The 13,454-nt window shown below is 45.7% G+C and carries 16 protein-coding genes; 15 read left to right on the plus strand and 1 reads right to left on the minus strand.

The window, feature by feature from the left end:
* The first annotated feature begins 47 nt into the window (after positions 1-47).
* The 3 genes from RDL68_RS04580 to RDL68_RS04590 all read left to right on the plus strand — a co-directional run bounded on the left by RDL68_RS04580 (position 48) and on the right by RDL68_RS04590 (position 698).
* Positions 48-176 carry a hypothetical protein gene (locus RDL68_RS04580; RefSeq protein WP_308540501.1) on the plus strand — a complete coding sequence of 43 codons (129 nt, stop codon included), beginning with the start codon at positions 48-50 and terminating at the stop codon, positions 174-176.
* A gap of 31 nt (positions 177-207) precedes the next feature.
* The gene (locus RDL68_RS04585) at positions 208-408 is read left to right on the plus strand and encodes a hypothetical protein (protein WP_308540502.1); all 201 of its coding nucleotides are present in this window, start codon (positions 208-210) and stop codon (positions 406-408) included.
* A 74-nt stretch (positions 409-482) separates the two neighbouring features.
* The gene (locus RDL68_RS04590; protein ID WP_308540503.1) at positions 483-698 is read left to right on the plus strand and encodes a hypothetical protein; all 216 of its coding nucleotides are present in this window, start codon (positions 483-485) and stop codon (positions 696-698) included.
* A 415-nt stretch (positions 699-1,113) separates the two neighbouring features.
* Here the strand turns inward: RDL68_RS04590 and RDL68_RS04595 are convergent, their stop codons facing one another.
* Positions 1,114-1,539, minus strand: a complete 426-nt coding sequence (locus RDL68_RS04595; protein ID WP_308540504.1) for a helix-turn-helix transcriptional regulator — start codon at positions 1,537-1,539, stop codon at positions 1,114-1,116.
* Positions 1,540-1,948: 409 nt separating this feature from the next.
* Between RDL68_RS04595 and RDL68_RS04600 the strand changes: the two genes are divergently transcribed.
* From RDL68_RS04600 to secG, 12 genes are all read left to right on the plus strand, one after another.
* Positions 1,949-3,154 carry an ATPase, T2SS/T4P/T4SS family gene (locus tag RDL68_RS04600; RefSeq protein ID WP_308540505.1) on the plus strand — a complete coding sequence of 402 codons (1,206 nt, stop codon included), beginning with the start codon at positions 1,949-1,951 and terminating at the stop codon, positions 3,152-3,154.
* Positions 3,154-3,897, plus strand: coding sequence for a type II secretion system F family protein (locus RDL68_RS04605; protein ID WP_308540506.1), 744 nt, complete (start codon positions 3,154-3,156; stop codon positions 3,895-3,897). Before RDL68_RS04600 ends, RDL68_RS04605 begins: the two co-directional genes overlap by 1 nt.
* Positions 3,894-4,745, plus strand: a complete 852-nt coding sequence (locus tag RDL68_RS04610; RefSeq protein WP_308540507.1) for a type II secretion system F family protein — start codon at positions 3,894-3,896, stop codon at positions 4,743-4,745. Before RDL68_RS04605 ends, RDL68_RS04610 begins: the two co-directional genes overlap by 4 nt.
* An 11-nt stretch (positions 4,746-4,756) precedes the next feature.
* Positions 4,757-4,951, plus strand: coding sequence for a Flp1 family type IVb pilin (locus RDL68_RS04615; RefSeq protein ID WP_308540508.1), 195 nt, complete (start codon positions 4,757-4,759; stop codon positions 4,949-4,951).
* Positions 4,948-5,388: a hypothetical protein gene (locus tag RDL68_RS04620; RefSeq protein ID WP_308540509.1), complete on the plus strand. Its 441-nt coding sequence runs from the start codon at positions 4,948-4,950 to the stop codon at positions 5,386-5,388. Before RDL68_RS04615 ends, RDL68_RS04620 begins: the two co-directional genes overlap by 4 nt.
* Before the next feature lie 35 nt (positions 5,389-5,423).
* Positions 5,424-8,420, plus strand: a complete 2,997-nt coding sequence (locus RDL68_RS04625) for a DUF5702 domain-containing protein (RefSeq protein WP_308540510.1) — start codon at positions 5,424-5,426, stop codon at positions 8,418-8,420.
* Positions 8,417-9,436, plus strand: coding sequence for a hypothetical protein (locus RDL68_RS04630; protein ID WP_308540511.1), 1,020 nt, complete (start codon positions 8,417-8,419; stop codon positions 9,434-9,436). Before RDL68_RS04625 ends, RDL68_RS04630 begins: the two co-directional genes overlap by 4 nt.
* 18 nt (positions 9,437-9,454) lie before the next feature.
* Complete coding sequence (locus RDL68_RS04635; RefSeq protein WP_308540512.1) at positions 9,455-10,417, plus strand: WG repeat-containing protein; 963 nt, start codon at positions 9,455-9,457, stop codon at positions 10,415-10,417.
* Between the two features lie 51 nt (positions 10,418-10,468).
* A complete protein-coding gene (nadD, locus tag RDL68_RS04640) occupies positions 10,469-11,731 on the plus strand; it encodes a nicotinate (nicotinamide) nucleotide adenylyltransferase (protein ID WP_308540513.1) in 1,263 nt (420 codons plus the stop codon).
* A gap of 27 nt (positions 11,732-11,758) precedes the next feature.
* On the plus strand, positions 11,759-12,088 hold the full coding sequence (gene rsfS / locus RDL68_RS04645; RefSeq protein ID WP_308540514.1) for a ribosome silencing factor: 330 nt from the start codon (positions 11,759-11,761) through the stop codon (positions 12,086-12,088).
* Between the two features lie 81 nt (positions 12,089-12,169).
* Complete coding sequence (locus RDL68_RS04650) at positions 12,170-12,820, plus strand: ComEA family DNA-binding protein (protein WP_308540516.1); 651 nt, start codon at positions 12,170-12,172, stop codon at positions 12,818-12,820.
* A 74-nt stretch (positions 12,821-12,894) separates the two neighbouring features.
* A complete protein-coding gene (gene secG / locus RDL68_RS04655; RefSeq protein ID WP_308540517.1) occupies positions 12,895-13,125 on the plus strand; it encodes a preprotein translocase subunit SecG in 231 nt (76 codons plus the stop codon).
* Positions 13,126-13,454 lie beyond the last annotated feature (329 nt).

Here is a 13,454-nt window from a genome sequence, read left to right on the forward strand (position 1 = left end):
AAGCGAGTTTTTCATGGGAAAAAAAGAATTCGGAAAGAGCGAGGTATATGCGCTATTTTTTTCAAGCAGAAGACGGCATACGAAAGTACGTCACGCAAGAAGATTTAGAAGAATTGAAAAATCTGATTGCTGAACGAGAGGAAGTTTTGTTGATTGACACATGTGATAGTATTTAAGCACAGGATTGACAGAGAGGTAGTGGGAACAATGAAGAGAAAAGCAGTTAATGATTTAGATGCATTTCTTCGTGGAGTAGCACGAAATGCTGATTTTTACAGATCACTTGGTTCCTTTATCGTTGATAAACAATCTTATGCGCATGATGATGCCCAGTCATTGCAGTCGGATTGGATGGCTATCGGTAATGATATGAAAGGGGTAATGAAGCATGAACGATTCTCAAAGTGATAATCCTGTTATCACCGCGAATGATTCATTATCAGACGAGGAAATTGAACGAGTAAAAAATGATGCCTGATGCTATGCAAGAAATTATCAAGCATCACGAGATATCCGTTGCGCAAATGTATAAAGGACCAATTCCGCAGGCGAGCGACCTTTCTGAATATGCGAGCATAGACGGTTATAAACGAACGGCTCGATCTTTTATCCGCAATCACGCCACAGAAGAAGACCTTAAAGAGGTGGAAAGTCTAATTCAAGAACGGCGAAAGAGGATAGAGGATGGGGAAGAATAATGCTTCGGTTGCCCATAATCTAACACCAGTCTAACAAATTAATCTCAAAATTGAGTGATTGCAATGGCTGCACGATACCCGCCCGAGCCCCATCAGATCCATTATCTTGGTTCAATATGCTGGTCAAGTATAAAGGTATTCACTTTTCCGATGTCCTGACCAAGATTTTGAAGAAAAGTTGGGTGGAAGAGGTCAATTCAACATTCCATAAAGTAGATCAGGCGAGACTTGATCTACTTTTGTATTGGGAGACCGACGCAATACGTACCGGTCTCTTTTTTAAGGACGTTAAAAAGTGGAGAATGAGATTGCTGCCATGCGTGAACTCTATGGTCTACTGCATGGCGAGCAAGTGCTGCACGCCGCTCACCGAACGACCACGAGCCATGCAGCGTGGGAGAGGCTCTTAAAGTTATTACTCTTTCCGCTTCGCCGATTCAGCAACATATTCTTCTGCTTCATCTTCATCGTCAGGAAGAATAGCATGATGACGACGATAAAGTAAATACGAGATGAACTGTGATACAAGTTTTGTTTCTTCATCCGTTAAATGACGCTCCACCGTTTCGCAGACATCGCTAACCAGCTGTTTGTGGTGAAAACTCTCCCCAAACAGCTTTTCTAAATTGACATCGAAGATATCCGCTAAAACGGGAATATAATCCGCATTGATAGAGTTGTTGGCATTTTCCCACGCAGAAATGGCACTGCCTTGATAACGGGTATCCAGTCTTCTATTCAGCTCTTCAGCCAATTGTGTCTGTGTCATGTGTTTTGCTTTGCGGAGTCGCGCAAGACTTTGCGCAATGATACGTTTATTGGCACGCAGTAAATCTTTCATGACCGACTCCTTTCTATGAATCCTATAAAAATTATATTCATTCTTAAAAACTGAATCAAGATGCAAAAATAGGCAGAAAATCCATAATATAACGAATAAAAATTAAATACTACATAAAATATGGAATATATTCTAATTGATTAGATAAAAAAGGACAAAATGCTTTCTGTACACGCACCGAATTTGCCCATCAGTGGTGAGACAAAGAGTCGCGATTATGGGACACAGAGAAACACCGGATGGCGTTACTATAAAACCAGCCCTTCGATGTGTATTTCCCAGGCTTTCCGGTGCCATGCTCACCTTTACCGTGCACACATCTATTCGTAAACCTTACGACTTGACGGGACGCGCCAAGAGAGGCTGAACCAAAAGCGGGTTCGTTCCGCCCGCTTTGAAAGGAGGATTTATGAATCTTGCCGAACAGGTGAAGGGGAATCTTGATCGTTTACGAAAAAGCATGGATGTCACTCGTCTTGATGACCGCTCGCTTGTACAGGCGATAGAAGAACAGCTCCGTCTTGACACAGATTGGCAAAAACGATCGTTAAATGAACGTTCAAGCATTTTGAATGGCGTGTATTCGGCTATTCGAGGATACGATATCTTAGATGTCTATTTTTCCGATCCGGAAGTAACGGAGATCATGGTTAATCGCTTTGATGAAGTTTACGTTGAAAAAACAGGAGTGGTACAGAGGGTGAAGAATGGCTTTGCTACAGAGGAGAAGTATCACGACATCATACAGAAAATCGTGAATGATGCAGGGAAGGAGGTCCATCAGCGAACGCCTATTGTTGATTGTCGAATGAAAGATGGATCACGTGTAAACGTGGTGCTTCAACCTATATCCGGTGGTGATGCGGCGTTGACAATTCGGCGATTTCGAAAGCATATTTTTTCGTTAGCCGATTTAGTGGAGAACGGTACTCTCTCCGCTTCTGCAGCAGCGTTTCTAAGAAAAAGTGTCCGTGCAAAGATTAATATATTTATTTCCGGAGGAACAGGATCGGGAAAAACCACACTTCTTAACGCCCTGGCAAATGAAATTGATAGGCATGAGCGCTTAATTACTATTGAAGATGCGCGTGAACTGAATTTTGAAAATATCGAGAATTGGGTTGCTTTAGAGGCAAGGAGACCTAACGCAGCTGGAGATGGGGAAATTACCATTCGCGATCTCATTCGTGCTTCGTTGAGAATGCGACCGGATCGCATTATCGTCGGCGAGGTTCGCGGTCCGGAAGCACTGGATGCAATTCAGGCGATGAATACCGGTCATGACGGATCTTTTAGTACCGGACACGCTAATTCCGTGTCAGATATGCAGCTGCGTTTGGAAACTATGATTTTAAGCGGACATGATGGTTTACCACTGCCTGCCATACGTCAACAGATTGCTTCCGCCATCGATTTGTTTGTACACGTTTCTCGATTACGGGATCACCGACGTTATGTGGTACGCATTGAAGAACCCTATTGGGAAAACGACAGTTTGCACTATCATCCGCTATTTTCTCGATCTATTGACGAACATACGATCGGTGCATTGGAGCCAACCGGCGAAGAGATGAGGCGAAAAGATAAGTTTTATCGAGCTGGGGAGGAAGTTTGATGAAGCGGGAGCAATTGTTTTGGATGCTCGGCTATTCGAGTATAGCGTTATTTTGCGGCGCGGTTTTTCTGTATCGTTGGTGGTTTATGCTTGCAGCAGTCCTGTTCGGTATTCGATTAGGGCGTGCGCAGTGGAAAAGTAGAATACAGGAAAGAGAAGAACGGGAGAATCGTGAACAATTTCAAGCCTTTTTGGAAGTGGTTCATGCGCGTTTAGATTCCGGAAGCAATGTCCAGCAGGCTTTGGAGCAAGCGTTAAACCAATTGGAACGGCAGTTTGGGAAAAAGGCTTCTTTGGGTGATTTTCAGGTTGCATTAAATAAGATTGTAGGTGGAACGTACGCCGGTATAAGTCTGCGTGAGTCATTTTTGCTTTTAATACGGGAAGAAAAAGATCCGCTACGCAAATCTTTTTTTGCGAATTTGTCGACAGGAATGACCCAGGGAGCGGATTTGGCAATGCTATCGGGATCGTTTTTGCGATTGTTAACAGAAGAGCAGGCGCTACGCTTAGATCGGGAGGCTAAACTGGCGAGCCCGAAACGCGAACAACGGTTGCTCTTCGCCATGCCCGTAGTGATGCTTTGTGTTATGTACACCACAGGATTGGCGTCAACCGAATACCGACTCATCGATTATGGTGTTCGCCTGGTTTGCGGTGTTCTCTTTTATAGTGCATGGCGATGGAGTTTGCGTATCCTTCGTGACAGTGGTTTACAAGTTCGGGAAAGTGTGACGAAATGATGCTTTTGTTATCCGTGATTCTCTATGGCTTTTGGCTAATTGGTCTGTGTTTTAGCTATCGCCAATGGACTTATGCGCCTTCCAAAGTGCGAAACATCGCCGATGCCTTACCTATACGAAAGCGTGCTTTTGCTCCGATGGGATGGCTTTTGATGCGGAAATTTGGCTGGTCGTCCAATGGCTCACGCGCAAAGAAACGAAGACAGTATTTGGTGATGTGGGTGGATCCGTACCATTTGGACAGTGCTTTATGCGCCCATGAGATGGAAACGATGAGTGAACTTTCGGCTTTACTTGGCTTGGGAGGTCCTTGTTTACTTTTGTCACCGATTCTCTTTGCTGTTCTGTGTTTTTGCTGTATCGGATATGACTACAGTCGCCTACAGGATTTGAAAAAGAAGAGCAGATCGCTAATTGAAGAACTGGAGAATGCTCTCACCGACATGTTGACACAATTCGTTCTGTCACTACGTTCCGGAACGCTTCCCTTTATTGCTTGGAAAACCATAGCTGAAGAGGGAGAAGGCGCTTTATATCGAGAGATGAACCGTGTAGTACGAGACGTGGAGACGGGTGTGGGTCTTCGTGCTGCAATGGCAGGATTCGGTAGAACGATGCCCATCAAAGCGATGCACGATTGTGCAGATCTTTTTTCGCAGTCCGTCGAAGTGGGCGGATCGGATCTTTCTGTGTCTCTTGAACGTCTTCGTTCCGTTCTTTATCAGGAAAGAAAACGAGAATACGCCATGCAGGCGGAACGATGTTGTCAACAAATGCTTTTTCCCAGCCTGTTACTTTTTATCGGCATTCTTCTACTGGTGTTAATACCCATGCTTGGTCAACAATAGAAAGGAATACTATGCATTATCCTCTTGCCAAAATCATTCAGTTATACCGCGCCCATCTCTCTGAAGAACGAGGAGAAATCAATATGGTCGCAATTGTCCTTATTATTCTTGTGGTCATCGCACTCATCGCCATTTTTCGAGACAATTTGACCTCCTTGCTGGAAAGCTTATTTCAAAAGATTGAAAACGAGGCGATGAAGATATGAGTTATTGGAGAGACGACAGAGGCAGCATCTATCTCGTGGAGGGAAGTGTCCTCTTTCCCATTTCATTTATGGTGCTGTTTTTATTGTTGTTTTTTATGCTTGTGCTTTTTCGACAGGTGAATCAGGAAGGGCATCTTCGGAAGGCATTAGCCCAACCGACAACTTCTTTTGCTTTTGCGCATCCGGAAGAAAGTAAAGAAACGAAAACACTTCTATCTTCGTCAAAATGGTTCCAAACCGGGTTTTTGTTTAGCGAGCAAAAGGTGCAACAAAAAGAAGAGGTGAACTTTTCGGCGTTTCGTTTCTTTTCGATTCCTGCATGGGAGGCAAAACAGGAAAGAACCAGCGTGTGGACATCCTCTGCGAACAATCTTTGGCACTATGAAGCGATCAACGGGTTTTGTGCCAAACAGGAACAGAGTAAGGGAGGAACGTGAGAAAGGAGAAAGTTATGGAGCGGCCGTATAAAAAGATGAAGAAAAGGAAATCTTGTATGGTGCGTTTTCGTGATACGCGTGGTGTCATTTCTATTTTTCTTTGCGGTGTGTTGCTGCTCATGAGTGTTTTCAGTGCAGCTTTTATGGATTATGCGCGTTTTACCCTTGCTCAAGCCGAATCACGTGCCACCCTGAAAATGCTTTCGCACGCAACTTTGGCCGGATTTGACAAGACTATGGCAAGGGAATTCGGGCTCTTTGCCGTTGAGGATGCTCATTCTATGCAGGAAAAAGCGGAAGAGCTTCTTGCACAGCGTTTCCCGGAAGATACGGCATCGCTTGGTGTACATGTTTCGCAGAAGCGGATTACCGTGATGCCATCAGACAATGCTCGGCTCAGTCGACCGGAAGTCCTTTTGACGCAGATTCAGCAGTTTATGGAGTGGCAAATTCCGAGTGCGGCTTTAGGAAAAGTGCTGGAGCATATAGAAATGATGAAGCAGTTGTCAGAGAGTCTTCCAGCATGGCAATCAAAAATACAGTATGAGAAAGAGTTGCATACCGTTCAACAAGCTATCAATGCCTGCTTTTCGCAAAACGATACCGTATATAATGCTTGTCCTCCGGGGATACGCTCTCTTGCACTTCCGGCATCGGTTGAATCGATCGCCTCTGCAAATAAAGATAAAATTTTCGTCGGCGTTCCCTCACCTGCACCTGTGGAACAAGCTCTTTCAGATGGTGTCGATTGGCTGGACGAGGATTTGCTTAACCGTTTGCAAAAGGCAGCAAATGAACAAAATAAGGTGCCTTCCGATGCAAAAGAGTGGACAGCACTCCTTAGTGCAAAAGATAAGGAGGCGTTAAAAAGCACATTTCTCATTTGGCGAGAGAAGTATTCCTCCGTTTCCTCTTGGCTTGATCGTCTTGTAAAGACAGAAAATCAAACTCTTTCCGGGTTAAAGAACACGGAAGAAAAAATGCGTTCGTTAGCCGCTTCCAGGGCGTCGTGGAGAGAAGAAGTCAGCCGTCTTCCGCTAGGAGCGGTTTCCCAGAGCCTGTTGGGTGATTATTTAAGTGCAACGAGCGCGCTGGACGCGGAAAAACTTCATCAACTCAGTGTAGAGTGGGAAAACATGAGCGAAAAGACAAAAACGTTATCGCAAGCGTGGGAGGATCTTCGTCTTGATCAAACATTGTTGGAAGATCTTACCTTTGAAAAATGGTTGACATCGAGAATTGCTTCGATTAAACGTCTTTCCGCGAACTCTTTTTCTTTGCCGAAAATGAAACTATCTACTTTACACCCACTCGAATGGGAGAAAGGCATCCCGTTAAGTGAGGACAGTATACATACTCAAAGTATTCTGGCAGCTCAAAGTAACGATGATCGATCTGGTTTTTTCGAATTTATAAAAGCATGGAACGTAAAACGAAAAGCGATTGCTAATGCACGAAAAGCAAAGCGAATGGGGATGCCTGAACTTGCCGGAGGGATCACCGACTATCTTATGCCGGATGTGTTGCAGCGCTATGAAGCGGATACGCATTCTTTTTCTGATGAAGACTGGAAGCCTCCTGAAGGGAATGAAATGGAAATGCTAAACGGGCTGTTCCACGAAGTGTCTCGTATAGCGGAAGCATTTACTGGACTGTCTTCCACAGACGCAGGGGAAATCGTCTCTCTACTCACGTATTGGACAAATATGTTTAGCGATCGAACGGCTCCTTTAATGGAAAAAGAACAGGGCGTTCCCTTGCTTTCCTTAAACGGTTTTCCATTAAAGGAGCGAAAAGTGTTTGGTGGCGAGTTGGAATACATTTTGTATGGTCGTCCATTGTGGGTGGAAAATATTCGGCGTGCAGAGCATCACATTTTGGCGATTCGTTTGCTCTGTAATATGCTTTATGCCTTTACTTCAAGCGAGCTGAACGCGGAAACCACACAAGTTGCCCTTGCTCTTGCCGGATGGACCGGATTTGCCGTTCCCTTGGTTCAATCTGCGCTTTTAGCTGTTCTCGCGGTTGGGGAAACAGCTCTTGACATGGATACTCTTACGGCGGGTGAGCGCGTGGTCGTGATGAAAACACCAGATACTTGGCGTTTTTCTCTGTCCGGTGTTGCGCAATTGGCAAAAACCGCTTCCCATGATGTGTTTGATGCGCTTGCGGATAACGGAATTGCGGCTGTCGAAGCAGGAGCAGACACGCTGCAAGAGACAATGAACCGCATGAAAGATTCCCTTCTACAGAAAGCGGAGGACGCTGTGCATCAGCCGGTTTTGCAACTGATGGAGATGTGTTTGTTGGAAGCAGATGCGGTTTCCGACGAGCAGCGGCAAACCAAAATTGAACAAGTTTTTGAGGAGCTTTCATCCCGTGGAGGAGAGGGGAAATTGGGAGTAGCGGTATCCGGCGCGTTTTCACGACTTTCTCAACAAAGCACTGCGCTCAACGAGGTAATAAAGGATGCACGAGAGAAGAAAAGGAAGGCGGGAAAGGCAACCGAAGCGGTTCTCCGGCAGCTACGAGACAAAACGGAAGCCATCGTGAATCAAGCGTGCATCGGGCTTTCTTCCTTTGTCGATCAGGGCGTTGACCAGCTGACGAATAAGCTGAGAGTCTTAGTTGAGGAAAAAGAAACAGAAGGGAGAGACAAGGTAGAAACGGCGCTTGCAACGTTTCAAGTGGAAATGGGAGGAAACGATGCAGCTGGCAGTATGACAGTAGGATCCGGTTTGACGATGCGTTACAGTGATTACATTCTTCTTTTATTGGTCATCAGCAGCACTTCGCGAGCAGGACGCGATGTCATGCTATCGCAAACGGCGCGTCTCATTCAGGCGGAAACCGGAGAGACGGATCTGACCATTGCGCCGACCTCGTTGGATTGGCGTCTTGAAGGTCGCCTATCTGTGGCTTTCTTGCCTCAATTTAGCTCTTCTTTACTGGGGAATACCCTGGGAAAGCAAATCGAGGTTCGGGAAGATTGGCAGGAGGGATATGGACAAATAAAGGATAATTCATCATGAAACACTCGTTATCAGAAGGCTCATTAACTTTGGAAGCCGCCTTTACGTTGTGCTTCTTTCTGCTTGCCATGCTTTCTTGGATTCTCCTTTTTGTGCCCTTCCAGGTGCAATCCATGACACAACACGCCTTGGATCAGTCTTGTCTTGCGTTAGCTGATAAGATTTCGCTTACGCATACCTTGACGGGAAAAGAGAGCGGTCTTTCCCGTTTCGTCGAAGCTGCTGCGAAGAAAAAGATAAACATCTCTATACCGGAAATCATGCGTGAAATAGGCGGAAATATGGCGTTGGACATAAGCGGAGAACGGGAATTCAGGCATTATTTCGGCAGCGGTAAAGGCTTCCCCAAAACGATGAAGCAGGTGGACTATTCTCTTCATCTTGATGATGACCACGATTATTTGCAGGCGGATTTGTCGTACTTGCTCGAATTGCCGGGAATACTGAAACCGCTCGGTCCTCTTTTTGTACATCAGGCATCCACGGCAGGTCTTTGGTTACTGACCGATAAGCCTGTTTTTGGCGGTGACGAACAAGACGATAAGGAAGAAGAGAGTGTCTGGAAGAAGCCGCCTTTTATGCGAGGCAAAATATTGGTGGAACGCTTTCGACAACAGGCAAAGGCAATACAGTTGCAAAAAGGTCAAATAGCGGATTTGTTTTATGCAGATGGAACGGTGGAAGCCATAATTTCGCTTAATCTTTTCTCTTCCACGTATTCCTCCGGCTCCGGAGAGAGCGCAGAGAAATACGCCTTGAAAGAGGAAGCTATTCTGCACGCTCTTAGATCGCAAGCTAAAAAAGTGAAGAGAGCGGCGGAGAAGCAGGAGAATTGGATAAAAGCAGACGGAACGTCTTTTTCCTGTTCTCCGCGTGCTGTGCGCCTACAGGTTATCCTGCCCGAAGAAGCAAGTTATTTTTCTGCGTCGTTAATTGGCTTAACAAAGCGGATACAACAAGAAGAAGGAGTTTCCATTTCCTATACCTATGAAGAAAAGGCGCTTTTTATCATGTAGAACGGAAAGGAGAGAATCGTGCATTTCGGGAAAAAAGGAAAGAACAAGGGATCGAATCGAACGAAACAGGAACGACATCATTTTCTCTCTCCGGTGCTGTTTTGTCGCATCTACGCAGTCCTACTTTTTCTGTGCATTGCTGGTATTTTTCTTTTTCAAAAGCAGCAGGAAGCACAAAGAAACAGAAAGAGACAGTATTGTCGGGAACAGGCGAAAATGCTTGTCGATGCCGGATTTTACGGAGAAGCGCAAAAGCAGATCAATGCCATGCCCAAACCGCTTTCTTCCGAGGACGTGCAACTTCTTTTTCGGGCTGCCGTAAAAAAACAGGACTTTCGATCAGCGAGAAAACTGCTTTCTCTTTTGCCTGAAGAGCAAAAAGAAACGTCCTGTTTGACGTTAATTGATGCACTGAAAAAGGATGGAAAATCGGTTTTAGCATGGGAAATAGTCTGTCGTTCGTGGTCTTCCTTAAAGACAACTCAGCAAAAGGAATTGGCCATCTCGCTTTTACAGGATGTTCAGGAGATACCGACACACGCTTCTTTTATCTCCGGATGGATAAACAACCGAGTGGCTGTCTTGAAAGATGACGACGGCTTGTTTCTGGTTAATGCACAAGGAGAAGAGATCAGTAATGTTCGTTATGAATCCATCCTACCGACGGCAGAAGGTTTTTCTGCCAGACGAAACAATATTTGGGTTTCGCTCAATATCGAGGGAGAGTTTTTGCATACAGTGAAAGAACCGACAGAAAAAGAGATTATTCAAGCGGAGTCTTCTTTTCTCGTTTCACCGACGAAAGGCGATGGTCAACAAGGCTATACCTTTTCTGGAGAGGAGGTGATTAAACCGATCTATGACCGCGCAAGTCCGATAAGCATGAATGGGGTGGGTTATGTCGAGACGGAAGGACGTTTCTGGCAAATCCGTTTCCGCGCATTGCGTGACGGCGTTTCTTTCAATAAAATAGATTCGTAAATCGAAAAAGACGGTAAACCGTCTATTGCAGAGCGGAAAGGCGAGGTTGGTGTGTCTAGCGAAGACCGGCGACGTATAGGCATTCTCGGAGGAACCTTTGATCCGGTACACATCGGACATTTACAGATGGCAGCGAACGCTATGGCGACGTTTTCTTTGGATGAGGTGCGTTTTGTGCCTGCCTATGCGCCTCCCCACAAAAAAGACAAAGAGGACAACGCAGAGGATCGATTGGCGATGCTCACGGCAGCGTTGGAAGACAACCCCGCTTTTACGGTAGATGTACGGGAAATGCGCGCACGAAAGAAGCGTTATTCCCTTGAAACGGTTCGCTCTTTTCGTGAGGACTTTCCGCAGGCGGACCTCTTCTTTGTGCTGGGAGAAGACAGTCTGATGGCGATTCGTACCTGGCATCGTTGGCAAGAATTGCTTGCGATGATTCCTATTATCGTCTGTCCGCGAGGAGGCGTAACGGGGGATTTGCCCTTACAGGTGAAGGCGTTAAATGAAGAAGGCTATTGTGTTCAAATTGCAAATGGTCCTTCTATTGCGATCTCTTCCACACAGATTCGTGAAGCCTTTACCAAGGGAGAAGAGCTTCGCTATTTTCTTCCCAACGAGGTATATAATTACATTGCTTCGCATCGGTTGTATGACTTTATGAGTGGGGAAGATGTGGCTTTTCTTCGTGGAGTCCAAAAAGAATCTCTCGATTTTCTTGAAACAGACGTCTTTTTACCCATGGTGGAAAGATTGCGGAGCACACTTTCTGCGCATCGCTTTCGTCACGTGCAAAGCGTTGCCCGGTCGGCAGTGTTTTTAGCCAAACTATACGATGCGGATGTCGAACGAGTACGTCTTGCGGCCTTGCTTCACGATTGTGCAAAAGGAAGAGAACAGGAGTATTTTCGGCAGCTTCATGAAAAAGGCATTCTCAAGGCAGAAGACTGGATGCCAGCGCCTTCTTTTCATGCGTATCTCGGCGGTTTTGTTGCCCGTGAAATCTATGGCGTTCAGGATAAAGAAGTATTGGAAGCTATCGCAGCGCACACAACCGGAAGTTCGACAATGAGCCAAACAGCGAAGATTGTTTTCCTTGCAGACGAGATTGAACCGTATCGCGATTTTCCCTTTGTCGTACATTTACGTGCGTTAAGCATGAAAAACTTGGATCGTGCGGTGCTTGCCGGAATGGATGCTTCACTTCGTTTCCTGATGAAGAAGGAACAAGTGATTGACCCCACCTCTCTTTTTGCTCGGAATGCGTTGATTAAGAAAAAGCAAGAAGAAGAAACCGAAAAGAGTGGACAATAGCGTGAACAACTTGGAAAGGAGTTCTTTTTGACAGCAACTACTACGAATGCGAAAAATGACCTCATTGTTAAGGTGGCAGAGGATAAATTGGCCGTGGATATTCGCTTGCTTCCTATACGCGAAGAAGCAGGCATTTGCGATTATTTTATTGTCATGACAGGAAGAAACAGAATCCATACGCAGGCGATTGCCGACGCGATTACGCAGAAGTTGGCGGAAGCGGATATGGCACCGGAAACAACGGAGGGGTTGCGTGACGGCGAGTGGATCTTATTGGATTGCGGAGAGACAATCGTCCATATCTTTACGCAAAGCGGACGCGAATTCTATGATTTAGATGATCTTTGGAGCGAATAACGCTTGTCTTCTCGTACAGAAAAAATACTGTTTGGCATTTTATTTTCGGTTATTTTGCTTCTCGGAGGCGCGCGTCTTTTAATGGACGGAACGCACGCACCGATTGAAAAGGACATGGATGAGGGACAAAAAAACAGCAAAGTGGAGGAAATTGCCACTTCCCCCAAGGATGCCCAAAAGAAATCCGCATCGGATATGTCGCCCAACAAAGAGTCAACGGAGCAAAACAATGTTGAACAAGTGTCTTCTTCCTCAAGCACGGTGACGGTCTATGTCGGGGGAGCCGTGCAAAAACCCGGCTTGTATACTCTTGAAGCCAATAAGCGCATTCAGGATGCTTTGCAGGCTGCGGGAAATCTGACTGATGATGGTGCGTTGGGGGCAATCAATCCCGCGCAGCATCTTACCGATGAAATGCAGATTCTGGTGCCTACGAAGGAAGAGGTCGCCGAGGCAAACGCTCGTGGAGAAGCTTCTTTACAAGGAATATCCCTTTCAAAAAACAACAACGAACAAACGGGATCGCTTTCAGAAGTACAGGCTAAAATCAATATCAATACCGCTTCCGCGGAAGAATTACAGCGCCTTCCTTCCATTGGCAAGACAAAAGCCGAGAATATTCTTCGGTATCGCAAAAAAAAGCCATTCCAAACGGAAGAAGAAATAATGAATGTTTCCGGTATCGGGAAAAAAGTCTTTGAACAAATTCAACCGCAAATTTGCGTGAAATGAGGTATCGGCGTTGAAAGGATGGCGGACATTTGTTAAAATAGCCGTATTGTGAAATGCTATCTTAAAAACAAGAGGTGAATGGATTGAAAACTGCTGTCATTATTTTACTCGTAATTGCGAGCGTTCTGATTATTGCGGCGACGTTGATGATGGAACCGAAAACCAATGCCGGTACAATGTTCGGTCAGGAATCGAACGTTTATGGTACGTCTGTGCATCGTCCCAAAGATGCACTGCTCAATAAAGTAACGATTATTTGCAGTGTGGTCTTTGTCCTCAGCTTGATTGCTTTACTGGCGCTGTAAGCAAAGAGAAACGAAAAGCCGACGTTTGCGCGTCGGCTTTTTCTTTGCCTAAAAGAGAGGATGCTATTCTGCACACGAGAGTGACGTTTTGTCTGTTTTAGGTGTGGCTTATTTCGTTACGATGAAAAAGAAAGAGAAAGAGAAAGAGAAACAAAACAGCGGATGGGTACAAAAGGGAAGGACATCCATGGAGGCGAGGAGGAAGTCATTATGGAATTGAGAGAGTTTTTATTGTCGTACTTCACCGGCGCGCAATATGAGCCCATGCGTACAAAAGAGCTTGCCGATCAGTTCGGCTTGGCGGGGGCGGGGGGGTTGGGGGGTTTGGC

The sequence above is a fragment of the uncultured Murdochiella sp. genome (assembly GCF_902488755.1).
Taxonomy (GTDB): domain Bacteria; phylum Bacillota; class Clostridia; order Tissierellales; family Peptoniphilaceae; genus Murdochiella.

Coding starts and splice junctions, on each gene's coding strand:
- RDL68_RS04590 (WP_308540503.1), top strand. CDS start 483: ATGCAAGAAATTATCAAGCATCACGAGATATCCGTTGCGCAAATGTAT.
- RDL68_RS04595 (WP_308540504.1), bottom strand. CDS start 1,539: ATGAAAGATTTACTGCGTGCCAATAAACGTATCATTGCGCAAAGTCTT.
- RDL68_RS04600 (WP_308540505.1), top strand. CDS start 1,949: ATGAATCTTGCCGAACAGGTGAAGGGGAATCTTGATCGTTTACGAAAA.
- RDL68_RS04585 (WP_308540502.1), top strand. CDS start 208: ATGAAGAGAAAAGCAGTTAATGATTTAGATGCATTTCTTCGTGGAGTA.
- RDL68_RS04610 (WP_308540507.1), top strand. CDS start 3,894: ATGATGCTTTTGTTATCCGTGATTCTCTATGGCTTTTGGCTAATTGGT.
- RDL68_RS04620 (WP_308540509.1), top strand. CDS start 4,948: ATGAGTTATTGGAGAGACGACAGAGGCAGCATCTATCTCGTGGAGGGA.
- RDL68_RS04625 (WP_308540510.1), top strand. CDS start 5,424: ATGAAGAAAAGGAAATCTTGTATGGTGCGTTTTCGTGATACGCGTGGT.
- RDL68_RS04630 (WP_308540511.1), top strand. CDS start 8,417: ATGAAACACTCGTTATCAGAAGGCTCATTAACTTTGGAAGCCGCCTTT.
- RDL68_RS04650 (WP_308540516.1), top strand. CDS start 12,170: ATGGACGGAACGCACGCACCGATTGAAAAGGACATGGATGAGGGACAA.
- RDL68_RS04605 (WP_308540506.1), top strand. CDS start 3,154: ATGAAGCGGGAGCAATTGTTTTGGATGCTCGGCTATTCGAGTATAGCG.
- RDL68_RS04615 (WP_308540508.1), top strand. CDS start 4,757: ATGCATTATCCTCTTGCCAAAATCATTCAGTTATACCGCGCCCATCTC.
- RDL68_RS04580 (WP_308540501.1), top strand. CDS start 48: ATGCGCTATTTTTTTCAAGCAGAAGACGGCATACGAAAGTACGTCACG.